This window comes from Mycobacterium sp. NGS58, assembly GCF_059812385.1.
Map to the genome: position 1 here is coordinate 82,828 of NZ_JCALCO010000021.1, position 22,869 is coordinate 105,696.

The following is a 22,869-nucleotide window of genomic DNA, read 5'->3' on the forward strand; positions in this document are numbered from 1 at the left end:
CTTCACGTTCGCCAAGGATTGGCCGGCCTGTCACGCTAGTCGCCAAGGATTGGCCGGGCTTTCGCGCTAGCCGCCCAGGCAGCCCGGGCCGAGCAGCGCCTTGAGATCCCCCATCAGCGCCGGCGACGGCGTAACCCGAAGGGAGGCATCCAGTTCCAGCGTCGTGATCCGGTCACCGCTGATCAGCCGCAGGTGCACCTGCGCCGTACCGGGGTGGCGGGCCAGCACCTGCTTGAGCGCGGTGACCTTGTCGATGGTGCACTGCCGCGTCGGCAGGCTGACCGCCAGCGGCCGGTTCGGCTGCGCATTCGAAAAGTCGGGCACCACAAGCTCATTGGCGATCAGCGCGACACGGTCGTCGCGCAGCGATACCTTCGCCTTGATCAGCACCACGGCGTCGTCGGCGATCTCGGCCCCGTACACGGAGTACGCCTGCGGAAAGAACATCACCTCGATGCCACCGGTGAGGTCCTCCAATTGTGCCGACGCCCAGGGCATTCCGTTCTTGTTGACCCGCCGGTTGACCGACGCGAGGATGCCGCCCACCCGCACCTGGGCGTCGTTGGGGACATCGCCGTCGAGGATGGCCGGAATCTGGGTGTCGACCTGCGCCGTCAGCAGGTGCGCCACCTGGTTGAGCGGGTGCCCGGAGACGTACAGGCCCAGCATTTCCCGCTCCAGCGCGAGCTTGTGCTTGTCCTCCCACTCGTCGTCGGGCACCTTGATGTTGAACACCGATTCGGTGCAGCCGTCATCACCGCCGAACAGGTCGAACTGGCCCATCGCCTCGGCCTTCTTGGTGCCCAGCACCGAGTCAACCGCATCGGTGTGCACCAGGAACAGGCCCTTGCGGGCATGCCCCAGCGAGTCGAAGGCGCCCGCCTTGATCAGCGACTCGGTCACCTTCTTGTTGCATGCCGCGACGTCGATCTTGTTCAGATAGTCCGAGAAGTCGGTGAATTTGCCTTTGCCGTTGCGGGTCCCGATCAGCGAGCCGACCACGTTGGCGCCGACGTTGCGCACCGCGCCGAGCCCGAAGCGGATATCCCGCCCCACCGAGGCGAAGTTCACCAGCGACTCGTTGACGTCCGGTGGCAGCACCGTGATGCCGAGTTTGCGGCAGTCGGCGAGGTAGACGGCGGCCTTGTCCTTGTCGTCGCCCACCGACGTCAGCAGGCCGGCCATGTACTCGGCCGGATAGTTGGCCTTGAGGTAGGCGGTCCAATACGAGACGAGGCCGTAGCCGGCCGCGTGCGACTTGTTGAACGCATAACCGGCGAACGGAAGGATGGTGTCCCACAACGCTTTCACCGCTTTTTCGGAGAAGCCGTTGGCGGTCATCCCTTCGTAGAAGCCCTTGTACTCGGCCTCGAGCACCTCGAGCTTCTTCTTCCCCATCGCCTTACGCAGCGCGTCGGCCTTGCCCATCGTGTAGGAGGCGACCTTCTGCGCGATGAACATGATCTGCTCTTGGTAGACGATCAGGCCGTGCGTCTCGGCCAGGATCTCGCGGAGCGGTTCCTCGAGCTCCGGATGGATCGGCTTGACAGCCTGACGACCGTTCTTGCGGTCGGCGTAGTCGTTGTGGGCGTTCATGCCCATCGGCCCGGGCCGATACAGCGCCAGCACCGCGACGATGTCGTTGAACTCGGTAGGCTGCATGCGGCGCAACAGGTCTCGCATCGGCCCGCCGTCCAGCTGGAACACACCCAGGGTGTCGCCGCGGCCGAGCAGCTCGTAGGTGGGCTTGTCGTCCAGCGGCACCGATTCCAGGTCGAGGTCGATTCCCCTGTTGCTCTTGATGTTCTCCAGCGCGTCGCCGATGATCGTCAGGTTTCGCAGGCCCAGGAAGTCCATCTTCAGCAGGCCGATGGCCTCACACGACGGGTAGTCCCAGCCGGTGATGATGGCCCCGTCCTGGGGCCGCTTCCACAGCGGGATGGCCTCGGTCAGCGGCTCGCTGCTCATGATCACCGCGCAGGCGTGCACACCGGCGTTGCGGATCAGGCCTTCCAGGCCGCGCGCGGTCTGGTAGATGGTGCGCACGTCGGGGTCGGTCTCGATCAGACCGCGGACCTCGGCGGCCTCCTTGAACCGCTCATGGCCCGGGTCGGTGATGCCGGACAGGGGAATGTCCTTGGCCATGATCGGCGGGGGCAGCGCCTTGGTGATCCGGTCGGCGATCGCGAATCCGGGCTGGCCGTAGTGGATGCGCGCCGAATCCTTGAGCGCGGCTTTGGTTTTGATGGTGCCGAAGGTGATCACCTGGGCCACGCGGTCCGAGCCCCACTTCTCGGCGGCGTAGCGCACCATCTCGCCGCGACGACGGTCGTCGAAGTCGATGTCGATATCGGGCGCCGACGGCCGCTCCGGGTTGAGGAACCGCTCGAACAGCAGGCCGTGCGGGATCGGGTCGATGTTCGTGATGCCCAGCGCGTAGGCCACCAGCGAGCCCGCCGCCGAGCCGCGCCCCGGCCCCACCCGGATGTCGACCGACCGCGCGTAGTTGATCAGGTCCGCGACGATCAAAAAGTACGACGGGAAGCCCTTGTCGCATATGACCTTGATCTCGTACTCGGCCCGGTCGATGTAGTCCTGACCGACACCGGCCGGGAAGCGGCGCTGTAACCCGGCCAGCACCTCGTGGTGCAGCCAGGTCGCCTGGTCGTGGCCCTCGGGCACCGGGAAGATCGGCATCCGGTCGCGCGGGGCCCACACCTCGTCATACGACTGCACCCGCTCGGCGATCAGCAGGGTGGAGTCGCAGGCGCCGGGAACCTCCTCGTCCCAGATCTGGCGCATCTCGGCGGCCGACTTCAGGTAGTAGCCGTCGCCGTCGAACTTGAACCGGTTGGGGTCCGAAAGCGTCTTGCCGGTCTGCACACACAGCAGCGCCTCGTGGTTGTGGGCGGCGTCGCGGGTGACGTAGTGGCAGTCGTTGGTGGCCAGCGGCGGGATGCCCAGCTTGCGGCCGATCTCCAGCAGCCCTTGGCGGACCCGCGTCTCGATGGATAGCCCGTGGTCCATCAGCTCCAGGAAGTAGTTGTCGGCGCCGAAGATCTCGCGCCACTTGGCGGCCGACTCCAGCGCCTCGCGCTCATGCCCCAGCCGCAGCCGGGTCTGCACCTCACCCGACGGGCAGCCCGTGGTGGCGATGATGCCCTCGGCGTGTTCGGCGATGATCTCGGCGTCCATCCGCGACCACTTGCCGAGCTGACCCTCGAACGACGCCAGCGAGGACAGCTTGAACAGGTTGCGCAGGCCGGTGGCGTTCTCGGCCACCATCGTCATGTGCGTGTAGGAGCCACTGCCCGACACGTCGTCCGACTTCTGGCCGGGGTCACCCCACAGGATCCGCCGGGTGTCGAAACGCGAGGCCGGCGCTATATAGGCCTCGACGCCGATGATCGGCTTGATGCCGGCCTTGGTCGCCGCGTTGTAGAACTCGCTGGCGCCGAACATGTTTCCGTGGTCGGTCATCCCGACCGCGGGCATTTGCAGCCGGTCCACCTCGGCCAGCATCGGCGCGATCTTCGCGGCACCGTCCAACATCGAGTACTCGGTGTGGTTATGCAGGTGCACGAAGGACGAGTGGTTCATAGGGACGCCAGTCTATGACTGAGGACCGACGGGTTTCGGGCGTGTCGCGAAGTGTGTCGTGCGGGTGTCAGCCGTACAACTCGACGAACTTCTCCAGCGACTTCTGGACGTCGCCCTTGACCGCCCGGGCCGCGGCCGAGCCCACCGGACCGAACAGCGCACGTCCGCCCAGCTCGAGGCGCAGACCCAGCGTCGATCCCTCGCCGGTGGACCGCACGGTGAGCGTGACGGCGTATTTCGCCCCGCCCTTGCCTGAACCCGACATGGCCATCTCGTGCGGCGGATCCCACGTGGTCACCGTCCAGGTCACCCGGTTGCGCAGGCCCTTGGCACGTGCCACGCCGACGATCTGAGTGCCCTCCGCGATCTCGTCGGGCAGTTCGCTGCGCCATCCCTCGTGCATGATCAGCCAGTCGCCCAAATCCGACAGATCGGAGACATGGTCCCACATGTCCTGCGGGGTCATCGGAACGTCGGCGGTCAGGTCCACAGCAGCCACCGCCTGAGCCTAGCGCTTCGTCACATCCGCCACTGCGGTCTCACCGCCGAGGCGCATGGTCAGTTGCCCGCCTCTGAGCGACAACGGAAGACGGACGGCCGTAAGGCCGACCCGAGCTCGCCCGCGCGCCAGCCCAGTTGTCGCTCAGAGGCAGGCTTTTCACCACCCCTCCGGCGGAGAGACGGCTGTGACGGCTGTGTTCCGGCGGACGTCGCCTTGTTCCTCGTCGATGCCAATCCGCTCGTGCAGCTTGACCAGCGGTTCAGGTGCCCACCAGTTGGCGCGGCCCATCAAGCGCATGAATGCCGGGAGCAGCAGCATCCGTACCAGCGTGGCGTCCACCACCACCGCCAGCGTGAGTCCCAGACCGAACATCCTCATGAACGACACCTGAGCGGCTATCAACGCAGCGAACGAAATCGCCATCAGCAGCGCCGCGGCGGTCACCACCCGCCCGGAGCGGGCCAGGCCCAAGGCGACGGCCTCGTCGTTGGCCTCCGGGGTTCGGTCGGACTCCAGCCAGTGCTCGCGGATCCTGGACACCAGGAAAACCTCGTAATCCATGGAGAGGCCGAACGCGATGCAGAACAACAACACCGGCATGTGGACCATCAGGGTTCCGTTCGCGGTGGTGCCCAGCGCGCCCAGGTGGCCGTCCTGGAAGATCCACACCAGCGCGCCGAATGCGGCGGTCAGCGACAAGACGTTGAGCGCCAAGGCTTTCAGCGGCATCACCACGCTGCCGGTCAACAAGAACAGCAATGCGAACGTGATGACCGCGATGATCGACAGGACAAACGGCAGGCGCGACGTCACCGCTCCCGCACTGTCGCGATTGATCGCCGCCCTGCCGGTGAACTGCACGCCGCGGCCACCAGGACCGGCGACGGCCCGCAGCCGATCGAGCTGCCTTTCCGAAGCGGTGGAGAACAATGGAGCCGCGCTGCGCACCGTGAGGAAGACGCTACCGTCGCGCGCGTCGGTAGCCGCGGAAGGCGGCCCGACCAGCGTCCCCTTGTCGAAGGTCCCGCCGGGCGCCGACACCGACACGACGTCGCCCACCTGCGAGAGCTGGGCGGCATAGCGGTCGATGTCGCCGGGTGCCACCCCGGTCGCATCAGCGATCACAACGGTCATGTCCGTCTCCGGGTTAACGGCGAAATTGAAACGCATGTCGTCTCCGACCTGGCGCGCCGATGCCGACACCGGCAGCACTCGGTCGTCAGAGAAGCCCCAATTCGCCCCGAGAAAAGGCGCGCCCAGCACCAGCAGCAGCGCGATGACCGCTAAACCGATCGAAATCGGCCGTCGCATAACGGCTTTGGTCGAGCGGTACAGAAAGGTCTCTTGGATCGGGGCGGACACCGGCTCTGGACGCCCGCCCACCCGGCGAATCAGCCGCCGCACGTTGAGCGAGTCCAGCCGGTCGCCGAGCATCACGATCAGGGCAGGGGTGATCACCACCGCGGCGACCGCCGCCAAGGCGACCACCGCGACGCCCGCGTAGGCGAACGACTTCAGGAAGTACATCGGAAACAGCACCATCGTGGCCATGGACAGTGCGACGGTCGTCGCCGAGAACAGCACGGTTCGCCCGGCCGTGCACATGGTGCGAACCAGTGCATCCTCGCGCTGCATGCCGTCGGCGAGCTCGTCGCGGTATCGGCTGATGATCAACAGGGTGTAGTCGATGGCCAACGCCAGACCCATGGCCACCGTCAGGTTGAGCGCGAATATCGAGACGTCGGCGAAGAGTGTGATTGCTCGCAGCGTCGCCAAGGTGCAAACGATGGCAAAGCCGCCCACCGCCATCGGAATCGCCGCGGCGAGCATTCCGCCGAACACCCACACCAGCACAACGAAGCTCAATGGAAACGCGATGGATTCCATGACCAACAGGTCCTTTTCGCTTTGCTTATTGATCTGCGCGTACGTCAGGGCCTCGCCACCCGCCTTCACTGTGACGCCATCACGATCGTGGACGAGCTTCTTCGCCAATGCCGCGGCGTTCTTCTGGGCGTTGGTCTCGCCACCGCTAACACCGGCGACGATCAATCCGGTCTTACCGTCCTTGCTGATCAGGCCCGCCGCGGCCGCAGGCGGAAGGGTCCACGCCGAGCTGACTTGGGCAATGTCCGGCGAGGCTTTGAGCTGCGCGACGATGTCGGTCGCCGCCTTTCGGGCAGACTCACTTCGGGCGCCCGCCTCGGTGGTCACCTCGAAGACCAGCTGTTGGTCGCCGTAGTCGAACTTCTCCGCGAGCACCCGCTGAGCCCGTGACGACTGCGATGACGGATCCTGATAGCCGCCCGCCGACAACACGTCGAGCGCGGAGAAGCCGAAAATTCCGGCCGCGACCATCACCAGGAAAGCCGCCGCGACGATGGTGCGAGGCGCGATTATGGCGAGTCGAGCGGCTCCCCGGAGCACCGTCAGCTCTTGGGCCCGCCGCGGAACCGGTTGCCGATCCGGATGCCCGGCAACAGCAGGCTGCGCGGCGCGAACCGGCCGCCGGTGCTGACCACCTTGGGCACCACGCCGGGTACCACCGTGCGCCGGCCGGACAGCATGCCGCCAATGGCGGCCTCGGCCACGTCGCGCGGCGACACCTGCGCGATGGGAATGCTGAACCGCTCGGCGTTGGCGATCTCGGCCCACTCCGTCGGCACCGGGCCCGGGCACAGGCAGGTGACCGACACCCCCGTGCCGTGCAGCTCCTCGTGCACCGCTTCGGAGAACGTCTGCACGAAAGCCTTGGTGGCCGAATACACCGCCATGAAGGGAACCGGCTGAAACCCCGCGATCGACGCGATGTTCATCACCGCGCCGGCCCCGCGCTCGACCATGCCGGGCAACGTCGCGTGGGTGAGCTCCATCAGCGCCAGCGCGTTGAGCGTGACCTCTTCGCTCTCGCGCTCCAGCGGCAGCTCGTGAAACACCCCACTGGTCCCGAAACCGGCGCTGTTGCACAGGCCGGCGATCGACTCGCTGCGCAGCCGGCCGGCCAGCGTGGCGCGGGCCTTGCTGTCGCCGAGGTCCAGCGGCAGCACCTCGACGGCGACCGAGTACTCCTGGCCGACCTCGTTGGCCAACTCGTCGAGGCGCTCGCGGCGACGCGCGACCAGCAGCAGCGGGAAGCCGCGGCGGGCCAGCCCGCGAGCCAGTTCGGCGCCGATGCCCGACGAGGCGCCGGTGATGACAACGGTGGTCTGGATGTCAGGCTTTGGCAGGCTCATGATGTCACCAATGTATCCCGCGGGTAGCCCGCACGAAGTTCTCGCTGCGTCTATCGAATTCCGTTGTGTCGGTTGATGCTTGATCGCCCTTTGCGGCGCTGGAGTCGCTGAACATGGCGAATGCCCGGTTGCGCACCCGATCCATCACCGCCGGGTTGACCGCATCGGCGACGGCGGCGAACTGCCCGAACGGCGAGCTGGCCCGGCGGGGCCGGTGCACGATCGCGTCCGCGATCACCCCGGCCGCCTGGTCCGGCGTCAGCGCCGGGAACTTGTCGTAGAGCGTGGTCGGGCTGATCATCGGGGTGCGCACCAAAGCCATGTGCACGGTGGTGAACTTGACGCCGTCGTTGACGGTCTCGGCCTGCAGCGAGTCGCACAGGCTGTCCAGCGCGGCCTTGCTGGCGATGTAGGCCCCGAAGCGCGGCGCGCGGGTCTGCACGCCGACCGAGGAGACGTTGACGATGTGCCCAAATCCCCGCTCGCGCATCCCGGGGATGAACTTGAGGATCAACTGGACCGCGCCCAGGTAGTTCAGCTGCATGGTCCGCTGATAGTCGTGAATGCGGTCGTAGGACAGCTCGAGTGAGCGCCGGATCGACCGCCCGGCGTTGTTGATCAGGATGTCGACGCCGCCGACGTCGCTGAGCACCTGGTCGGCCATGGCCGCGATCGCGTCCATGTCGGACAAATCGCAGGGGTACACCTCGGCGGTGCCGCCGCTGCCGCGGATCTCGTCGGCGACCTTCTCGAGGTTCTCCCGGGTGCGGGCGACCAGCGCCACAGTCCCCCCGGCCTCGGCGATCTTCTTCGCGGCGGCCTCACCGATGCCCGATGACCCCCCGGTGATCAGGACGGTCTTGCCCTTGACGGCCTCCTCGAGCGTGCGGCCCTGCACCGCGTCGAGCAGGTTCCTCAGATAGAACGGCCGATACCGTCCGGCCGAGTTCGGGGTGTTGACGAGGTGCGACACCGTAGCCAGTGGCTTTTCCACCAGGTTCCCGATCGAGTTCTCCACCAGGTTCGTTATGTCACCAAGATTCATGGGCTTTCGCTCCTGATGGTGTGAGCCCCCCGACCGCAACTGGCCTGCCCGTAGGCCACGACCGCCTTATGGGGCTGTGCGAGTGATGTGACGTGCATCATCAAACCAACCTAGGACATCAGCGGCTCACCCCGATGCAGATTGCGGTCATGTAACACGACACCCACTCTCACGGCCGGCCGAGAACAGTCGTCAGCGCTGAGCAATCCGCTTGTTACACAAGGCAATCCGGGCTTGATCGTATACTTACCGACGAGCAACGCCGAGATGTTCCAATCGTGCTCATGAAAATTCTGGCGCGCTTCCGCAAGTCGGCACCCGCGCCGATCTACGACCGGATCGGTGGCCACGAGGCGATCGAGGTCGTGGTCGAGGACTTCTACGAACGGGTGCTTGCCGACGACCAGCTGTCCGGCTTCTTCACCGGGACGAACATGAACCGCCTCAAGGGCAAACAGGTCGAGTTCTTCGCCGCTGCCCTGGGTGGCCCGGAGCCCTACACCGGCGCCCCGATGAAGCAGGTGCACCGGGGACGCGGGATCACCATGCACCACTTCGGTTTGGTGGCCGGGCATTTGGCCGACGCGCTGGCCGCCGCCGGGGTGCCGTCGGAGACGGTGACCGAGATACTCGGCGCGATCGCACCGCTGGCCCCGGAGATCGCGACGGCCGACGCCGGCAAGGTCAACGTCTGACCGCTTTCGCCTAGCATGCCTGGCATGCGGCGCACATTTGACGACCTGATCGCCGAGGCGGACGCCGCCCCGGTCGATGGCTGGGATTTTTCGTGGCTGGACGGCCGGGCCACCGAGGAACGGCCGTCCTGGGGTTACCAGCGCCGGCTCAGGGACCGGCTGGCGACCGTGTCGGCCGCGCTGGACATCCACACCGGCGGCGGGGAGGTGTTGTCCGGCGCGGCGCCGTTCCCGCCCACCATGGCGGCCGTCGAGACGTGGCCGCCGAACGCCGCGCTGGCCACCCAGCGCCTGCATCCGCTCGGCGCGGTGGTCGTCGCGACTCGCGACGAGCCGCCGCTGCCGTTCGCCGATGCCGCCTTCGACCTGGTGACCACGCGCCACCCGATCTCCGTCTGGTGGACCGAGATTCTTCGGGTGCTCCGTCCGGGCGGCACGTACTTCGCCCAGCACATCGGCCCGGCCACCATGGGCGAACTGGTCGAGTACTTCATCGGGCCGCAGCCGCAGAAGTGGGCCGAGTTTCATCCGGACGCCGTGCGCGCACAGGCCGAGGCGGCCGGCCTGCAGATCGTGGATGTCCGGATGGAACGAATGCGCGCCGAGTTCTTCGACATCGGCGCCGTCGTGTACTTCCTGCGCAAGGTGATCTGGACCGTGCCCGACTTCACCGTGCAGCGCTACCGCGAGCGGCTGGCCGAACTGCACGAGCGCATCGAATCCGAGGGGCCGTTCGTCGCCCACTCCGTGCGGCTGCTCGTCGAGGCCCGAAAGCCCGGGTGAGTCAGCCCTCGTCGCGCAGCACGTCCAGCGCGTGTTGCAGGTCGGGCGGGTAGGGGCTGACGATCTCGATCCGCCTGCCGTCGGCGGGATGGGTGAACGACAGCGAGCGGGCATGCAGCCATTGCCGTTCCAGGCCAAGCTTTTTCGCGAGCTTCGGATCCGCGCCGTAAACGAGGTCACCGCAGCACGGGTGATGCAGGGCAGAGAAATGCACCCGGATTTGGTGCGTGCGGCCGGTTTCCAGGTGCACGTCGAGCAGGCTTGCGGCGACGAACGCCTCCACGGTGTCGTAGTGGGTGAGGCTGTGCCGGCCGTCCTTGGTGACCGCGAACTTCCACTCGCCGCCGCGATGACGCCCGATCGGGGCGTCGATGGTACCGCTGGACGGGTCCGGATGTCCCTGCACCAGCGCGTGATAACGCTTGTCGACGGTGCGCTGTTTGAACGCCCGTTTGAGCACGGTGTAAGCCCGCTCGGATAGCGCCACCACCATCACCCCGGACGTGCCGACGTCGAGGCGATGCACAATCCCCTGCCGCTCGGGCACCCCCGAGGTGGTGATCCGGTAACCGGCGGCGGCCAGCCCACCGAGCACCGTGGGTCCGGACCAGCCCACCGAGGCGTGCGCGGCCACCGCCGCAGGCTTGTCGACCGCCACGATGTCGTCGTCGGAGTACAGGATCGTCATGCCCTCGATGTCGACGGGCGTGTTCTGCAGCGGCGCGGGCGCCTCGGGCAGGCGCACCTGCAGCCAGGCGCCGCCGGTCAACCGGTCGGACTTGCCGGCCTGCACGCCGTCGAGTTCGACGCCGCCGTCTTCGGCCAAGGCGGCCGCCGCGCTCCGCGACAACCCCAGCAACCGTGCCAGCCCGGCATCCACGCGCATGCCCGCCAGTCCCTCCGGGACGGGCATCGAGCGGTCACTCACCCGCGCGGTCTCCGCCGTCGCCCTTGGGCCGACCCGGAGAGTCGCCGTCGGCGTTGCGCCGACCAACAGAATCGAAGTCGAACCCGAAGATCGACAGCACCACCAGCAGGATGGCGCCGCCGACCACAGAGGGATCGGCGACGTTGAACACCGGCCACCAGCCGACCGACAGGAAGTCCACGACGTGTCCGCGAAGCGGTCCGGGGGCGCGGAAGAAGCGATCGACCAGGTTGCCCATGGCGCCGCCGAGGATCATGCCCAGGCCCACCGCCCACCAGGGCGACACCAGCCGCCGCCCCATCCAGAAGATGCCGACGACCACACCGGTCGCGATCAGGGTCAGCACCCAGGTATAGCCGGTCGCCATCGAGAAGGCGGCGCCCGAATTGCGCACCAGCGTCCAGGTCACGGTGTCACCGATGATCGGCACCGGCTGGCCGGGGGGCAGCAGCTTGACGGCGAGGACCTTGGTGACGATGTCGAGGACCAGGACTATCGCCGCGATCGACAGCAACAGCCGCAGCCGCCTCGGAGCACGTATGGGTGCCGCGCCGGTTTCCGGCACCGCGTCCCCCTCGACCGGGGCGGACCCACCGGCCTCTCCGGCTGAGGTCACCGGTTCAGTCGACTTCGTTGGTTCGTCAGGCACTTCCCCATCATCCCCTACCGTCCCGCGCAGGCTAGCCATGTTCGCGACGCGGCGATGCGCAATGATGCCAGCATGGCCCGCCTCACCGTGATCGCCACCGGAGGCACGATATCGACCGGTACCGGTGCCGACGGGGTGCACCGGCCCTCGTACACCGGAGCGGATCTGACGGCGCCCTTCCGCGCACAGCACGACGTGGACGTCGTCGACCTGCTGGCGGTCGACAGCTCGGAGCTGACGCTCGCCGATTGGGACCGGATGCGCGACGCGGTGACCGCCGCGGTCGACGGCGGCGCCGACGGGGTGGTGGTGCTGCACGGCACCGACACCATGGAGGAAAGCGCGCTGTGGCTCGATCTCACATATGCGGGCCAGGCCCCGGTCGTCCTGACCGGCGCGATGCGCAGCGCCGACGCCCCCGACGCGGACGGCCCGGCCAACGTGCGCGACGCCCTGGCCGTGGCGGCCAGCCCGGCCGCCCGCGACCTGGGCGTGGTGATGTGTTTCGCCGGCCGGGTGCTGCAACCGCTGGGCATGACCAAGGTGGCCACCGAGGACCTGAGCGGCTTCGCCGGTCAGCTGCTCGGCACCGTGACCGGCGGCGTGGCACTGGCCGGCCCGAAGACCCGGCCGTACGCCGGCGATCTGCGGGCCGCCACCGCGCCGCGCGTCGACATCGTCGCGGCGTACCTGGGCAGTGACGGGGTGGCCCTCGACGCCTGCGTGGCCGCCGGGGCGCGGGCCGTGGTGCTCGAGGCGCTGGGTTCGGGAAACGCCGGGCCCGCGGTGGTCGATGCGGTGCGCCGGCACTGCGGCAACGGGGTCGTCGTCGCGGTGTCGAGCCGCGTGCCGGGCGGGCGGGTCGGCGCGAGCTATGGCCCCGGGCACGAGATGGCGGCCGCCGGGGCGGTGATGGTGCCGCGGCTGCGACCGTCGCAGGCGCGCGTCCTGTTGATCGCCGCGCTGGCCGCGCGGCTACCGGTCGCCGACGTCGTCGCGCGGTGGGGCTGAGGGCGCCTCGGCCTGCAGACCGCCGGTGTAATCGGGCCAATCCAGTGAATCCACCGGGTTGGCGCGCACCAGGTCGCCGCCGTCGGCGGGAAACGTCCGGGCCGGCCCCGGCCCGGAGCTGCGGGTTTCGAATCGCGCGGTGACCACGCCATGGCCCGCGCCCTGCACCCAGCCGTGGCCGAGCTCGCGGTGGGCCACGTCGTCGCCGACCCGCCAGCCCGCATCATCGGGCCCCGGAGCGAACATGGCCTCGGTCGCGGTCTCCACGGACGACGAATCCGATTGCGGCTCCGGCAGTTCCAGGTCCGGAAACAGCGATTCCTGGCGCACGTCGCTCAGACCCGAAAAGCCCACCCCGAGAAGGCGAATGGGGCCGATCTCGCGTGGATCGAGCAGCAGCCGGCGGGCCGTGCCCACCAGCGCGGCGACCTCGGTGGTGGCATAGGGCAGCGTCGCGGACCGGGTCAGCGTGCTCATGTCGGATTTCTTCAGCTTGACGGTGACCGTGCGCGCACCGCGGCCGTCGCGCAGCAGGCGGTGGTGCGCGTGCTCGGCGATCGGCTCGATGGCCTCACGCAACTGTTCCAGGCTGGTCAGGTCGACGGCGAAGGTCGACTCGGAGCTGATCTGCTTGGCCTCGGCGCGCTCGGCGACCGGGCGGTCGTCGATGCCACGCGCCAGCCGGTGCAGCGCCGGCCCGACCGTGGCGCCCAGAATGTTGGCCGCCTCGGCCTCGGTCAGCGCGGCCAGCTCGCCGATGGTCTCGATGCCGAGACGATGCAGCCTCTCCTCGGCGACCGGCCCGATCCCCCACAGCCGGCGCACCGGCAGCCCGCCCAGCAGCAGTCGTTCTTCCTCGCGGCACACCACCCGAATGCCATCGGGCTTGGCCAGTCCGGACGCGATCTTGGCGATCTGCTTGCCCGAGCCGGCGCCCACCGAGGCGATCAGGCCGGTTTCCTCGCGGACCCGTCGCCGCAGGTCCTCGCAGAACGCCGCCACGTCCGCGGCGGACGCTCCGACGAGCTGGGCGGGTTCGCCGAAACCCTCGTCGAACGACAACTGCTCGACCACCGGCACCACGGCGCGGATGGTGTCGAAGACGCGCCGGCTGGCCAGCCCGTACACCACGCCGCGCGGCGGCAGCACCACCGCACTCACACCGACCAGCCGGCGGGCCTGATGCATGGGCATGGCAGAACGCGCCCCGAACACTCGGGCCTCGTAGCTGGCCCCGGCCACTACGCCGCGCCCGCCCACACCGCCAACGAGCACCGGGCGCCCGCGCAGCGTCGGGCGGGTGAGTTGCTCGACGGAGGCGAAAAACGCATCCATATCCAGGTGCAGCACCCACCGCGACTCCACTCACTCGATGCTAGGGCCCACACGAAGGGCCAGTTGGACTAACGTTTTCGTCATGGCCATGAACCTGGCGCACCGCCGGATCTGCAGCTCGAAGCACTGGGCCAAGGCGGTCGAGGAGGGCCTGCTGCCGTGGGCGCTCGCCGATGTGGACCTGGGCGACAACACGCTCGAGATCGGGCCCGGTTACGGCGCGATCCTGCGGGTGCTGGTGGACAGGACGCAGCGGCTCACCTCGGTGGAGATCGACACGCCGATGGCCGAGCGCCTGCAGCGGCTCTACGGCGACCGGGCGCGCATCATCAACGGCGACGCGACCGCCACCGGGTTGCCGTCGGACGAGTTCAGCTCGGTGCTGTCGTTCACCATGCTGCATCACGTCCCCACCGCCGAGCTGCAGGACCGGTTGTTCGCCGAGGCATTCCGGGTTCTTCGCCCGGGGGGCGTGTTCGCGGGCAGCGACAGCGTGAACTCGCTGCGGTTCCGGATCCTGCATTTCCGTGACACCTGCAACACGGTGGCACCGGAAACCCTGCCGGATCGATTGCGTGCGGCGGGGTTTGATCGCGTCGAGGTCGAAGTTCGCGCAGGCCGGCTGCGCTGGCGAGCGGTCAAATAATGGAGAACCGGCCCGGCGACGCGGTCGCTCCATCCGGGAGCGCGCCGCCCTCGACGCGATGGGCGCGGCTGCGCCATCAGTGGAACGAGCGCCTGGAACCCGCCGAGCAAACCACGGTGCTGGCCTGGGCGTCGTTCACCCTCACCTTCGCCGGCCTGCGCGGCCTCACCCACTGGATTCGCGCCGGCCATGGACCCTCCGGTGGCGGTATGTCCGTGGGCGGCAGGCATTTTCACCACTACAACATCGGCATCGGCATGCTGGCGACCGTCGCCGGTGTGGGGCTGCGCGGAAGCGACAGGCAACGGCGGCATCCCGCGGCCGCGGTGGCGTACGGCGCCGCGAACGCCATGATCGTCGACGAGCTGGCGTTGCTGTTGGACCTCAAGGACGTCTACTGGGCATCGGATGGTCGCAAGAGCGTCGACGTCGCGGTCGGTGTGATCGCCACCGGGGCGACGGTGGCGGTGGGCATGCCGTTCTGGCCGCATGCCCACCGGGCACTGCGGTCCTAGTTTCTGCGCGCGGCTAGGCCTTCGAAATGCTCACCCGCACGCCGTCACCGATCTCGGCGCCGTCGGCCGGATCGCCGAATTCGAAACTGGTGGCCAGGATTTCACCCGCGATGAGGTCGCGGTGGGTGCGCGCCCAGTCGGCGCGCTCACCGGGCACCGCCATCACCACCGAAATCCGGTCGGACACATCCAGCCCCGACGACTTGCGCAGCTCCTGCAGCTCGCGGATCCGGTCCTTGGCCCACCCCTCGGCCTCGAGTTCGGGCGTCACCGTGCCGTCCAGTACCACCAGGCCCGCCCCGTCGGGCAGGGCCGCGGTGAATTCCGGGTCAGCGGCGACCAGGCGTGAGCTGTATTCCTCGGGTTGCAGCACCGCGGGTCCGGCGGTCAGGGTGCCGTCCGGATTGACGACGCCCTCCCCCGCCTTGACCGCCCTGATGGCCGCCTGCACGTCCTTGCCCAGCCGCGGCCCGGCCACCCGCGCGTTGACGGTGAGCTCGAAGCGGCCGTAGGTGTCGATCGCATCGGTCAGCTCGACGCTCTTGACGTTGAGCTCGTCGGCGATGAGATCGACGAACGGCTCCAGTCGCCGTGGATCGTCCACCGCCACAGTCAGTTTCGGCAATGGCAACCGCACCCGCAGCTTCTTTGCCTTGCGTAACGAGGATGCGGCCGAGCAGACCTCGCGCACCTGGTCCATCGCGGCGACCAGGCCCGGGTCGGCGGGCACCTCGCCGGCTTGTGGCCAATCGGTCAGGTGCACCGACCGCTCGCCGGTGAGGCTGCGCCAGACGACCTCGGTCACCGAGGGAAGCAGTGGCGCGGCCAGCCGCGCGGTCACCTCCAGCACGGTGTGCAGGGTGTCGATGGCGTCGGCATCCTCCTCCCAGAACCGCGAACGCGACCGTCGCACATACCAGTTCGTCAGCGCCTCGGTGAACTGGCGCAGCTGCTCGCAGGCCCGCGAGATATCACAGGTGTCCATCTCGTTGGTCAGGTCGTCGCGCAGCTCGGCGAGCTTGGCCAGGATGTAGCGGTCGAGCACCTGTGTCGAATCGGTGCGCCACGTACCGACTTTGGGCGCGTAGAGGGCCAGGAAGCTGTAGGCGTTCCAGAATGGCAACAGCACCTGGCGCACGCCCTCGCGGATGCCCTGCTCGGTGACGATGAGATTGCCCCCGCGCAGAATCGGCGAGGCCATCAGGAACCAGCGCATGGCGTCGGAGCCGTCGCGGTCGAACACCTCGCTGACGTCGGGATAGTTGCGCAGCGACTTGCTCATTTTCTGGCCATCGGAGCCCAGCACGATGCCATGTGCCACACAGGTTTTGAACGCGGGGCGGTCAAACAGCGCAGTCGCCAGCACGTGCAGCGTGTAGAACCAGCCGCGGGTCTGCCCGATGTACTCGACGATGAAATCGCCGGGATAATGGCTGTCGAACCACTCGGAGTTCTCGAACGGGAAGTGCACCTGCGCGTAGGGCATGGACCCCGAGTCGAACCACACGTCGAGCACGTCCGGGATCCGCCGCATCGTGCTGGCCCCGGTCGGGTCGTCGGGGTTCGGCCGGGTCAGCTCGTCGATGAAGGGCCGGTGCAGGTTGGTCGGCCGCACCCCGAAGTCGCGTTCGAGTTCGTCCAGGCTGCCGTACACGTCGATCCGCGGGTATACGGGGTCGTCGGACTTCCACACCGGAATCGGGCTGCCCCAGTAGCGGTTTCGTGAGATCGACCAGTCGCGCGCACCCTGCAGCCACTTGCCGAACTGACCGTCCTTGACGTGCTCGGGGTACCACGTGATCTGCTGGTTGAGTTCGACCATGCGGTCGCGGAATTCGGTGACCGCGACGAACCACGACGACACCGCCCGGTAGATCAGCGGGTTGCGGCAGCGCCAGCAGTGCGGATAGGGGTGCTCGTAGGTCTCGTGGCGCAGCAGCACCGCGCCGTTGGCCGCGGCCGGGCCGCTGCCGTTCTTGAGGTCGCGGATGATGTGCGGGTTGGCGTCAAAGACGTGCTGCCCCTGGTAATCCGGCACGGTGCCGTCGAAGCGGCCCTTGGAGTCGACGGGAGTGACCGGCACGATGCCTACCTTGTCGGTGGTCGCCATGTCGTCCTCGCCGTAGGCAGGCGCCATGTGCACGATGCCGGTGCCGTCCTCCGTGGTGACGAAGTCGCCGGGCAGCACCTGAAATGCGTCTGCCGTGTCCATGAAATACGGAAACGGCGGCAGGTAGCGGGTGCCCAGCAGGTCGGCGCCGAGATAGGTGGCCAAGATACGCGGTTCGTCTCCTAACTCGCGCGCGTAGGCGGTCAGTCTCGGTTGCGCAAGGACGAAACGCTTGGCCTCGGCCTCGACCTCGACGTAGGTCACGTCGGGGTTGACGGCGACGGCGAGGTTGGACGGCAGGGTCCACGGCGTCGTCGTCCACACGAGCAGGTGGGCCCCGTCCAGCGGTCCGCCGGCCACCTTGAATCCGACCGTGAGGGCGGGGTCCTGACGGCTCTGATACACGTCGTCGTCCATCCGCAATTCGTGGTTGGACAGCGGGGTTTCGTCGCGCCAGCAGTACGGCAACACCCGGTAGCCCTCGTAGGCCAGGCCCTTGTCCCACAGCTGTTTGAACGCCCAGATCACCGACTCCATGTAGGGCAGGTCGAGCGTCTTGTAGTCGTTGTCGAAGTCGACCCAGCGCGCTTGGCGGGTGACGTAGGCCCGCCACTCGTCGGTGTAGCGCAGCACCGAGGCGCGGCAGGCGTCGTTGAATGCGGCGATGCCCATGTCGTCGATCTGCGATTTGTCGGTGATGCCCAACTGGCGCTCGACTTCGAGTTCGGCCGGCAGGCCGTGAGTGTCCCAGCCGAAGCGGCGCTCCACCTTGTAGCCGCGCATGGTGCGGTAGCGCGGGACGATGTCTTTGACGTAGCCGGTGAGCAGGTGTCCGTAGTGCGGCAGCCCATTGGCGAACGGCGGCCCGTCGTAGAACACGTATTCCGGTGCGCCGTCACGCCGCGCGATGCTGGCCCGGAAGGTGTCGTCGCGGGCCCAGTAGTCCAGCACCCCGAGCTCGAGCGCCGGGAAGTCGGGCGCCCCCGGCTTCGGGTACGCCTCGACGGAGTCCACGAGCTGAGCATCGAGGTCAGCTTCGGGGCCGGATGTGTCGGTCACGATGCGCGTTGTCTCCTGTGCCACGGTGCAAACCGGGGACGACGACGCGCTGGCTGCGCGAGCGCCGCGGTACCACCCCGCTTGCCGCGCTTTCGCGTGGCCACTCGATGACGGCTGTGACGGGCCTACCCGTTCGGTTCTACTGAGCCGCCGACGGCCGTTCTTCCGAAGGCTCCCCGGTGATGGCCGGATCGACGCCAGTAAGACGATTCTACGAAGACCCGCAAATCCGGGCGCACTCCACGGGGTCGCCACGGCGCAGAGCTACCTCTGCGCCCAAGCGACCCTTGGAGCAGGCGTTGCTCGACGTCCATCGAAGTCCGGCTTTCAGGCCCGCACTTCGAGGACGCCAACCCGCCACAGCGCGGCGTACACGTGACGCAGCGGGACGCTCAGCAGGCGGGCGGCGCCGTCCACCAGCGGGTCGCCACCGGCGCCGAACGCCGGCTGGTCGGCCCGGCGACGGGCCTCGGCCACGGGGGCCGGAGCCGGAGCCGGAAACGTGTCGGTGTCGCGCACCACGGTCAACGTGCGGGCGGGCGCTACGGTCGTTACTTCGTCGTAGAAAGCTGCGGTCATTTTCGCCTCCTAGAGGGGAGATCCAACGGGGACTGATTGGACTGATGTGTCCCGTCCCGTGTGATCTGGAGAACGCTTGGCCGATAACGACTTAGCGTTGCGACGACTCAGCCGAGAAGGTCGCGCCGGAGACCGGATCGGGACAAAACACAGTTCGGACTTCGGTCCGGACTATCGCTAGAACTCATGTGTCCCTCACCTCCTCGCGGTCACGACGCATGCGCGGATCGCATGCAATCTATGCGCAGCAAAGGAGCAGAACCCGACGACCGTCGGAGAACCGCACCCCTCTCGTCAGAGCTTCGACACCACACGACGTGTCCTGGCCTGGAAAACATTCCGGGCCAGGAAGCCACCTGGGCTCAACCCTTAAGCCGGGAGGAGCTGTCCTGACCCGGGGCGTCTTTCGACGTTCGGGGTCAGTGGCCTGTATTCGTGTAGACGCCTCACCTAACGAGGTGCTTACCGGACCGATCATGCACGACGGGTATGACGGGGTCAAATCCCTCGACAGCGTGTCGGAGATTCTGTACGCAATCATTAGGGGTGCACACAGCGTTCGGCCAGGTTGGCCGTGTTGACCTGGGCATTTGCCGCGACAGCCGTCAGGAGAACGTCAGTGCCGCGCCGTTGTCGATCCGCCCGGCATCACTTCTCGACCAGGCCGTCGAGCCGGCCGATGGTGTCGATGAACTCGTCGACCATGTCGAGGACCACAGAGCGCGTCGGGCGGACCCGGTCGAGCGAGCCCACCACCTGCCCGACAAAGTAAGTGGCCAGCTCACGCGCCTTGGCGCCCTGGTGGGCGGCGGCCTGGTTGATCCGCACCTGCGGCTCCGTGATCAGCGCGGTCTGCAACGGCATGCCGAGCGGATCCGGGTTTTCCGGGCGCTCCCACTCGTCGGTCCAGGCCGTGCGCAGCATCCGTGCCGGCTTGCCCGTCATCGAGCGCGAACGCACCGTGTCCGACGAACTGGCGGCCAGGAACTTCTCCTTGACCACGGGTACCGTCTCGGCTTCTTCGGTGGTGAGCCACACCGAACCGCACCACACGCCCTCGGCGCCCAGGGCCAGCGCCGCGGCGATCTGCCGACCACGGGCGATGCCACCGGCGGCGAGGACGGGCACCGGCGCCACGGCATCGACGACCTCGGGCACCAAGACCATCGTCGCCACCTCGCCGGTATGACCGCCCGCCTCGGTGCCCTGCGCGACGATCAGGTCGACGCCCGCGGCCGCATGCCGTTGCGCGTGCCGGGTGGTGCCGGCCAGCGCGGCCACCAGCACGTCCTGGTCATGCGCCCGCTGGACGACGTCCGCCGGGGGCGGCCCGAGTGCGCTGGCGATCAGCCGGATGTTGCTGGAGAAAGCGACGTCGAGCAGCGGCTCGTACATCTTGGGCGAGATGCTCAGCGCTCCCCTTGAGCCGGGCGACTCCTCGGCGGGCGCGGTGACGCCGTAGCGGGCCAGGAGGTCCTCGACGAACGCGCGATGCTCGTCGGGCAGCAGGGTGCGGGCCTGTTTCGTGTCGAGGCCGCCCTGTTCGGCGCCAACGTATTTGGGGGGGAGCAGCAGGTCGACTCCGTAGGGCTTGCCCCCCGTCTGCTCGTCGATCCAGGCCAGCTCGGTCTCCAGGCGCCGGGGGCTGTGCGCGGTGGCACCGAGGACCCCGAAGCCGCCGGCGTTGGTCACCGCCGCCACCACGTCGCGACAGTGGCTGAAGGCACAGATCGGGAATTCGACTCCGAGCATCTCGGCGACCCTGGTTCTCATCGCCCGACGCTAAAGAGCTACGGATTGAAATGTCAATCGGCTACGGCGCGTGCCGGCGGCAGGCCGTCCGGCGGCCAACTGGACACGCCCTCTTCGAGCGGGACCTGGAGGCTGTGCAGGATCGACGAGACCATCCGCCACGCGCCGATGGCGGTGACGAGCTCAATGAGAACTGTTGTGTCGCAGTCTAATTCACGTTCGCAGGCCGCCCAGCTCTCGGCGCTCACCGCACCGTCGCGCACCACGTCGTCGGTCGCGGCCAGCACAGCGCGCTCGGTAGGGCCGAACTCGGTGTGCGCTTGCCAGTCACGCACGCCGAGCAGGTCGTCGGGGGCCACACCCAGCCTCGACGCAACGCGCCAGTGCTGCGTCCACTCGTAGTCGCACGCGGTGAGCCAGCCGATTCGCATGATTACCAATTCACGCAACCGCGGGTCGAGCGCTCCGTGCCACAGCATGGTGGCGAGCAGGTCATTGATTGCGCGCGCCAGCGGCGGATGGTTGAGGAGCACCTGGAAGATGCTGAGTTCGGCCATGTAGTCGGGCACGGCGGCTTCGTCGGCGGCGGCTTTGGCCTCACCGGGCGGCAGTCCCGGGACACGGGCTGTTGTCATGGTCTGAGCATCCCACGCGCTCGCGCAAACGCGGTCGACGTCGGTTCGGGTTGCCGCCTAAGCGTCCAAACGGGCGAACTGATTCTGCCGGTACTGCTCGACACAGGCCGCTCGCCTGACCTTGCCGCTGGTGGTGATCGGAATCGAACCGGGAGCTACCACAACGAGGTCGGCCACGCCCAACCCATGCGAATTCGATATCGCCGAGGCGACTTCGCGTTTGACGGCCAACAGCTTCTCCGCCGCGACCTCCGCGGAATCGCCATTCCGCTTGAATTCGATTATCGCGACCAGCTTTTCGGTCTCCTTGTCGGGAACCGCGATCGCCACGCAGCGACCAGGCGTGATCTCCTGGATCGTCGCCTCGATGTCGTCGGGAGAGTGGTTACGCCCGTAGACGATCAGGAGGTCCTTGATCCGCCCCATGACGAACAGCTCGCCATCCGAGAGGAACCCCAGATCGCCGGTCCGGAGCCACGGCTCCTCGGGTGTACCGGCGGACGGACTAACGAGTTTCGCGCGGAACGTTTCCTGCGTTTCCTCGGCTTTGCCCCAATAACCCGACGCGACGTTGTGGCCGTGCACCCAGATCTCACCGGTCGTCCCCTCCGGACACTCGATGGTGGTCTCGGGATCGACGATCCGCACTAGCGGCGACGGCGGCAGCTCATAGCCGACCAGAGGGGTCCCCCCGCCGGCACAACGCTCCGCGCGTCCGGCGGACAACGCATCGGAATCGAAGCGGGCGATCTGCGGGGGCTGACCCGACGCGCTGGTCGCCACATACAAGACCGCCTCGGCCAGTCCGTACGAGGGGCGAAGCACCGTGTGGTCCAGATTGAACTTGGCGAACCGCTCGGAGAATCGCCGCAGCGTCGCCGCGTGTATCCGTTCGCTACCACTGATGAACGCCAGCACGTCGCCGAGATCAAGCCCGGCCATGTCCTCGTCCGTCGTTTTCCGAACCGCCAGCTCGTAAGCGAAGTTCGGTCCCGCCGTGACGGCGCGCCGATGGGTCGCCATCAGCTGCATCCAACGGGCGGGGCGCGCCAGGAAAGCCACCGGGCTCATGAGCACTGCGTGGACTCCGCCGAGGACCGGTTTACAGATTCCGGCCATCAGCCCCATGTCGTGGTAGAACGGCAGCCACGACACGACAGTCATGTCCATGCCGGAATCGGCGAAGTAGGCCTGCACCCACTGTTGGAAGTTGGCCAGTACGTTTTCGTACGAGATCATGACGCCGGCGGGCCGGCGCGTCGATCCGGACGTGTATTGCAGGTAGGCGGTGTCAGACCGGCTGCCGCCGCCGTCGGACGGCGCTCTGGAATCCAAGTCGAGGGCGTCGATCTCGATGACCGACGGACTGGAACCGTCGCTGCGCGCGTCGACATACTCGGCGACATTGCCGACCACCGAGGATGTGGTGAGGATGACCGACGGCGACGTGTCCTGCAGGACCGAGTCGATGCGTTCGTCGTGGACGCCGCCCGTGGGGGCCGACAACGGCACTGCGATGAGCCCGGCCTGCAATGCGCCGAGAAATGCGGCGATGTACTCGAGCCCCTGTGGTGCCAGGATCACCGCGCGGTCACCGCTGGATGCGCTGCGGCCGAGCTCGTGCGCAACGTTCGAAGTTCGGCGGTACAGCTGAGACCAGGTCAGGGTTTCGGGAACTCCGGACCAATCCTGCTCGTAATCCATGAACGTGAACGCTGGATCGTTGGGCTGCAAACTCGCACGCTCACGCAACACATCCGGAATGGACGTCTCAAACACGTGCCTGAGATTA

Annotated in this window: 18 protein-coding genes and 1 riboswitch; of the genes, 5 read left to right on the forward strand and 13 right to left on the reverse strand. The window is 67.6% G+C overall.

Annotated features, from left to right (window positions below; genetic code table 11):
* Positions 1 to 66: 66 nt before the first annotated feature.
* The 5 genes from dnaE to AC5Y4H_RS19405 all read right to left on the reverse strand — a co-directional run bounded on the left by dnaE (position 67) and on the right by AC5Y4H_RS19405 (position 8,380).
* The gene (dnaE, locus tag AC5Y4H_RS19385; protein WP_499984107.1) at positions 67 to 3,600 is read right to left on the reverse strand and encodes a DNA polymerase III subunit alpha; all 3,534 of its coding nucleotides are present in this window, start codon (positions 3,598 to 3,600) and stop codon (positions 67 to 69) included.
* 67 nt (positions 3,601 to 3,667) lie between these two features.
* Entirely contained in the window at positions 3,668 to 4,099 is a 432-nt protein-coding gene (locus tag AC5Y4H_RS19390; RefSeq protein WP_499984108.1) for a type II toxin-antitoxin system Rv0910 family toxin, read from the reverse strand.
* Between the two features lie 159 nt (positions 4,100 to 4,258).
* Positions 4,259 to 6,529 (reverse strand): MMPL family transporter, encoded by a 2,271-nt coding sequence (locus AC5Y4H_RS19395; RefSeq protein WP_499984110.1) that lies wholly within the window; start codon positions 6,527 to 6,529, stop codon positions 4,259 to 4,261.
* A gap of 2 nt (positions 6,530 to 6,531) precedes the next feature.
* Positions 6,532 to 7,335, reverse strand: coding sequence for an SDR family NAD(P)-dependent oxidoreductase (locus AC5Y4H_RS19400; RefSeq protein ID WP_499984111.1), 804 nt, complete (start codon positions 7,333 to 7,335; stop codon positions 6,532 to 6,534).
* 4 nt (positions 7,336 to 7,339) lie between these two features.
* On the reverse strand, positions 7,340 to 8,380 hold the full coding sequence (locus AC5Y4H_RS19405) for an SDR family NAD(P)-dependent oxidoreductase (protein ID WP_499984112.1): 1,041 nt from the start codon (positions 8,378 to 8,380) through the stop codon (positions 7,340 to 7,342).
* A gap of 284 nt (positions 8,381 to 8,664) precedes the next feature.
* Here AC5Y4H_RS19405 and AC5Y4H_RS19410 point away from each other — a divergent pair, with 284 nt between their 5' ends.
* Entirely contained in the window at positions 8,665 to 9,075 is a 411-nt protein-coding gene (locus AC5Y4H_RS19410) for a group I truncated hemoglobin (protein WP_499984113.1), read from the forward strand.
* Positions 9,076 to 9,099: 24 nt separating this feature from the next.
* On the forward strand, positions 9,100 to 9,858 hold the full coding sequence (locus tag AC5Y4H_RS19415; RefSeq protein ID WP_499984115.1) for a class I SAM-dependent methyltransferase: 759 nt from the start codon (positions 9,100 to 9,102) through the stop codon (positions 9,856 to 9,858).
* A gap of 1 nt (position 9,859) precedes the next feature.
* Here the strand turns inward: AC5Y4H_RS19415 and AC5Y4H_RS19420 are convergent, their stop codons facing one another.
* Both AC5Y4H_RS19420 and lspA read right to left on the reverse strand, forming a co-directional pair.
* Positions 9,860 to 10,786 (reverse strand): RluA family pseudouridine synthase, encoded by a 927-nt coding sequence (locus tag AC5Y4H_RS19420; protein WP_499984118.1) that lies wholly within the window; start codon positions 10,784 to 10,786, stop codon positions 9,860 to 9,862.
* Positions 10,779 to 11,435 carry a signal peptidase II gene (gene lspA, locus AC5Y4H_RS19425; RefSeq protein WP_499984119.1) on the reverse strand — a complete coding sequence of 219 codons (657 nt, stop codon included), beginning with the start codon at positions 11,433 to 11,435 and terminating at the stop codon, positions 10,779 to 10,781. Before lspA ends, AC5Y4H_RS19420 begins: the two co-directional genes overlap by 8 nt.
* A gap of 54 nt (positions 11,436 to 11,489) precedes the next feature.
* Here lspA and AC5Y4H_RS19430 point away from each other — a divergent pair, with 54 nt between their 5' ends.
* Positions 11,490 to 12,446 carry an asparaginase gene (locus AC5Y4H_RS19430; protein WP_499984120.1) on the forward strand — a complete coding sequence of 319 codons (957 nt, stop codon included), beginning with the start codon at positions 11,490 to 11,492 and terminating at the stop codon, positions 12,444 to 12,446.
* Here the strand turns inward: AC5Y4H_RS19430 and AC5Y4H_RS19435 are convergent.
* A complete protein-coding gene (locus AC5Y4H_RS19435) occupies positions 12,411 to 13,811 on the reverse strand; it encodes a DNA polymerase IV (protein ID WP_499984122.1) in 1,401 nt (466 codons plus the stop codon). The genes AC5Y4H_RS19430 and AC5Y4H_RS19435 overlap by 36 nt on opposite strands.
* Before the next feature lie 52 nt (positions 13,812 to 13,863).
* Between AC5Y4H_RS19435 and AC5Y4H_RS19440 the strand changes: the two genes are divergently transcribed.
* Positions 13,864 to 14,427, forward strand: coding sequence for a class I SAM-dependent methyltransferase (locus AC5Y4H_RS19440; RefSeq protein ID WP_499984123.1), 564 nt, complete (start codon positions 13,864 to 13,866; stop codon positions 14,425 to 14,427).
* Positions 14,427 to 14,942 (forward strand): hypothetical protein, encoded by a 516-nt coding sequence (locus AC5Y4H_RS19445; RefSeq protein WP_499984124.1) that lies wholly within the window; start codon positions 14,427 to 14,429, stop codon positions 14,940 to 14,942. The genes AC5Y4H_RS19440 and AC5Y4H_RS19445 overlap by 1 nt, the downstream gene beginning before the upstream one ends.
* Before the next feature lie 13 nt (positions 14,943 to 14,955).
* Here the strand turns inward: AC5Y4H_RS19445 and ileS are convergent, their stop codons facing one another.
* From ileS to AC5Y4H_RS19470, 5 genes are all read right to left on the reverse strand, one after another.
* Positions 14,956 to 18,111, reverse strand: coding sequence for an isoleucine--tRNA ligase (gene ileS, locus AC5Y4H_RS19450; RefSeq protein ID WP_499984126.1), 3,156 nt, complete (start codon positions 18,109 to 18,111; stop codon positions 14,956 to 14,958).
* A gap of 327 nt (positions 18,112 to 18,438) precedes the next feature.
* A complete protein-coding gene (locus tag AC5Y4H_RS19455; protein WP_499984128.1) occupies positions 18,439 to 18,690 on the reverse strand; it encodes an Rv1535 family protein in 252 nt (83 codons plus the stop codon).
* 279 nt (positions 18,691 to 18,969) lie between these two features.
* A riboswitch (M-box (ykoK) riboswitch) is annotated at positions 18,970 to 19,155 on the reverse strand.
* Positions 19,156 to 19,338: 183 nt separating this feature from the next.
* Positions 19,339 to 20,463 (reverse strand): NAD(P)H-dependent flavin oxidoreductase, encoded by a 1,125-nt coding sequence (locus AC5Y4H_RS19460; protein ID WP_499984130.1) that lies wholly within the window; start codon positions 20,461 to 20,463, stop codon positions 19,339 to 19,341.
* A gap of 32 nt (positions 20,464 to 20,495) precedes the next feature.
* Positions 20,496 to 21,077: a carboxymuconolactone decarboxylase family protein gene (locus AC5Y4H_RS19465; protein ID WP_499984132.1), complete on the reverse strand. Its 582-nt coding sequence runs from the start codon at positions 21,075 to 21,077 to the stop codon at positions 20,496 to 20,498.
* 57 nt (positions 21,078 to 21,134) lie between these two features.
* Complete coding sequence (locus AC5Y4H_RS19470; protein ID WP_499984133.1) at positions 21,135 to 22,856, reverse strand: AMP-binding protein; 1,722 nt, start codon at positions 22,854 to 22,856, stop codon at positions 21,135 to 21,137.
* Positions 22,857 to 22,869 lie beyond the last annotated feature (13 nt).

Excerpts from the sequence above, each read along its gene's own strand:
- dnaE (WP_499984107.1), bottom strand. The coding sequence starts at position 3,600 with ATGAACCACTCGTCCTTCGTGCACCTGCATAACCACACCGAGTACTCG.
- AC5Y4H_RS19400 (WP_499984111.1), bottom strand. The coding sequence starts at position 7,335 with ATGAGCCTGCCAAAGCCTGACATCCAGACCACCGTTGTCATCACCGGC.
- AC5Y4H_RS19405 (WP_499984112.1), bottom strand. The coding sequence starts at position 8,380 with ATGAATCTTGGTGACATAACGAACCTGGTGGAGAACTCGATCGGGAAC.
- AC5Y4H_RS19410 (WP_499984113.1), top strand. The coding sequence starts at position 8,665 with ATGAAAATTCTGGCGCGCTTCCGCAAGTCGGCACCCGCGCCGATCTAC.
- AC5Y4H_RS19415 (WP_499984115.1), top strand. The coding sequence starts at position 9,100 with ATGCGGCGCACATTTGACGACCTGATCGCCGAGGCGGACGCCGCCCCG.
- AC5Y4H_RS19430 (WP_499984120.1), top strand. The coding sequence starts at position 11,490 with ATGCGCAATGATGCCAGCATGGCCCGCCTCACCGTGATCGCCACCGGA.
- AC5Y4H_RS19440 (WP_499984123.1), top strand. The coding sequence starts at position 13,864 with ATGGCCATGAACCTGGCGCACCGCCGGATCTGCAGCTCGAAGCACTGG.
- AC5Y4H_RS19445 (WP_499984124.1), top strand. The coding sequence starts at position 14,427 with ATGGAGAACCGGCCCGGCGACGCGGTCGCTCCATCCGGGAGCGCGCCG.
- AC5Y4H_RS19455 (WP_499984128.1), bottom strand. The coding sequence starts at position 18,690 with ATGACCGCAGCTTTCTACGACGAAGTAACGACCGTAGCGCCCGCCCGC.
- AC5Y4H_RS19460 (WP_499984130.1), bottom strand. The coding sequence starts at position 20,463 with ATGAGAACCAGGGTCGCCGAGATGCTCGGAGTCGAATTCCCGATCTGT.
- AC5Y4H_RS19465 (WP_499984132.1), bottom strand. The coding sequence starts at position 21,077 with ATGACAACAGCCCGTGTCCCGGGACTGCCGCCCGGTGAGGCCAAAGCC.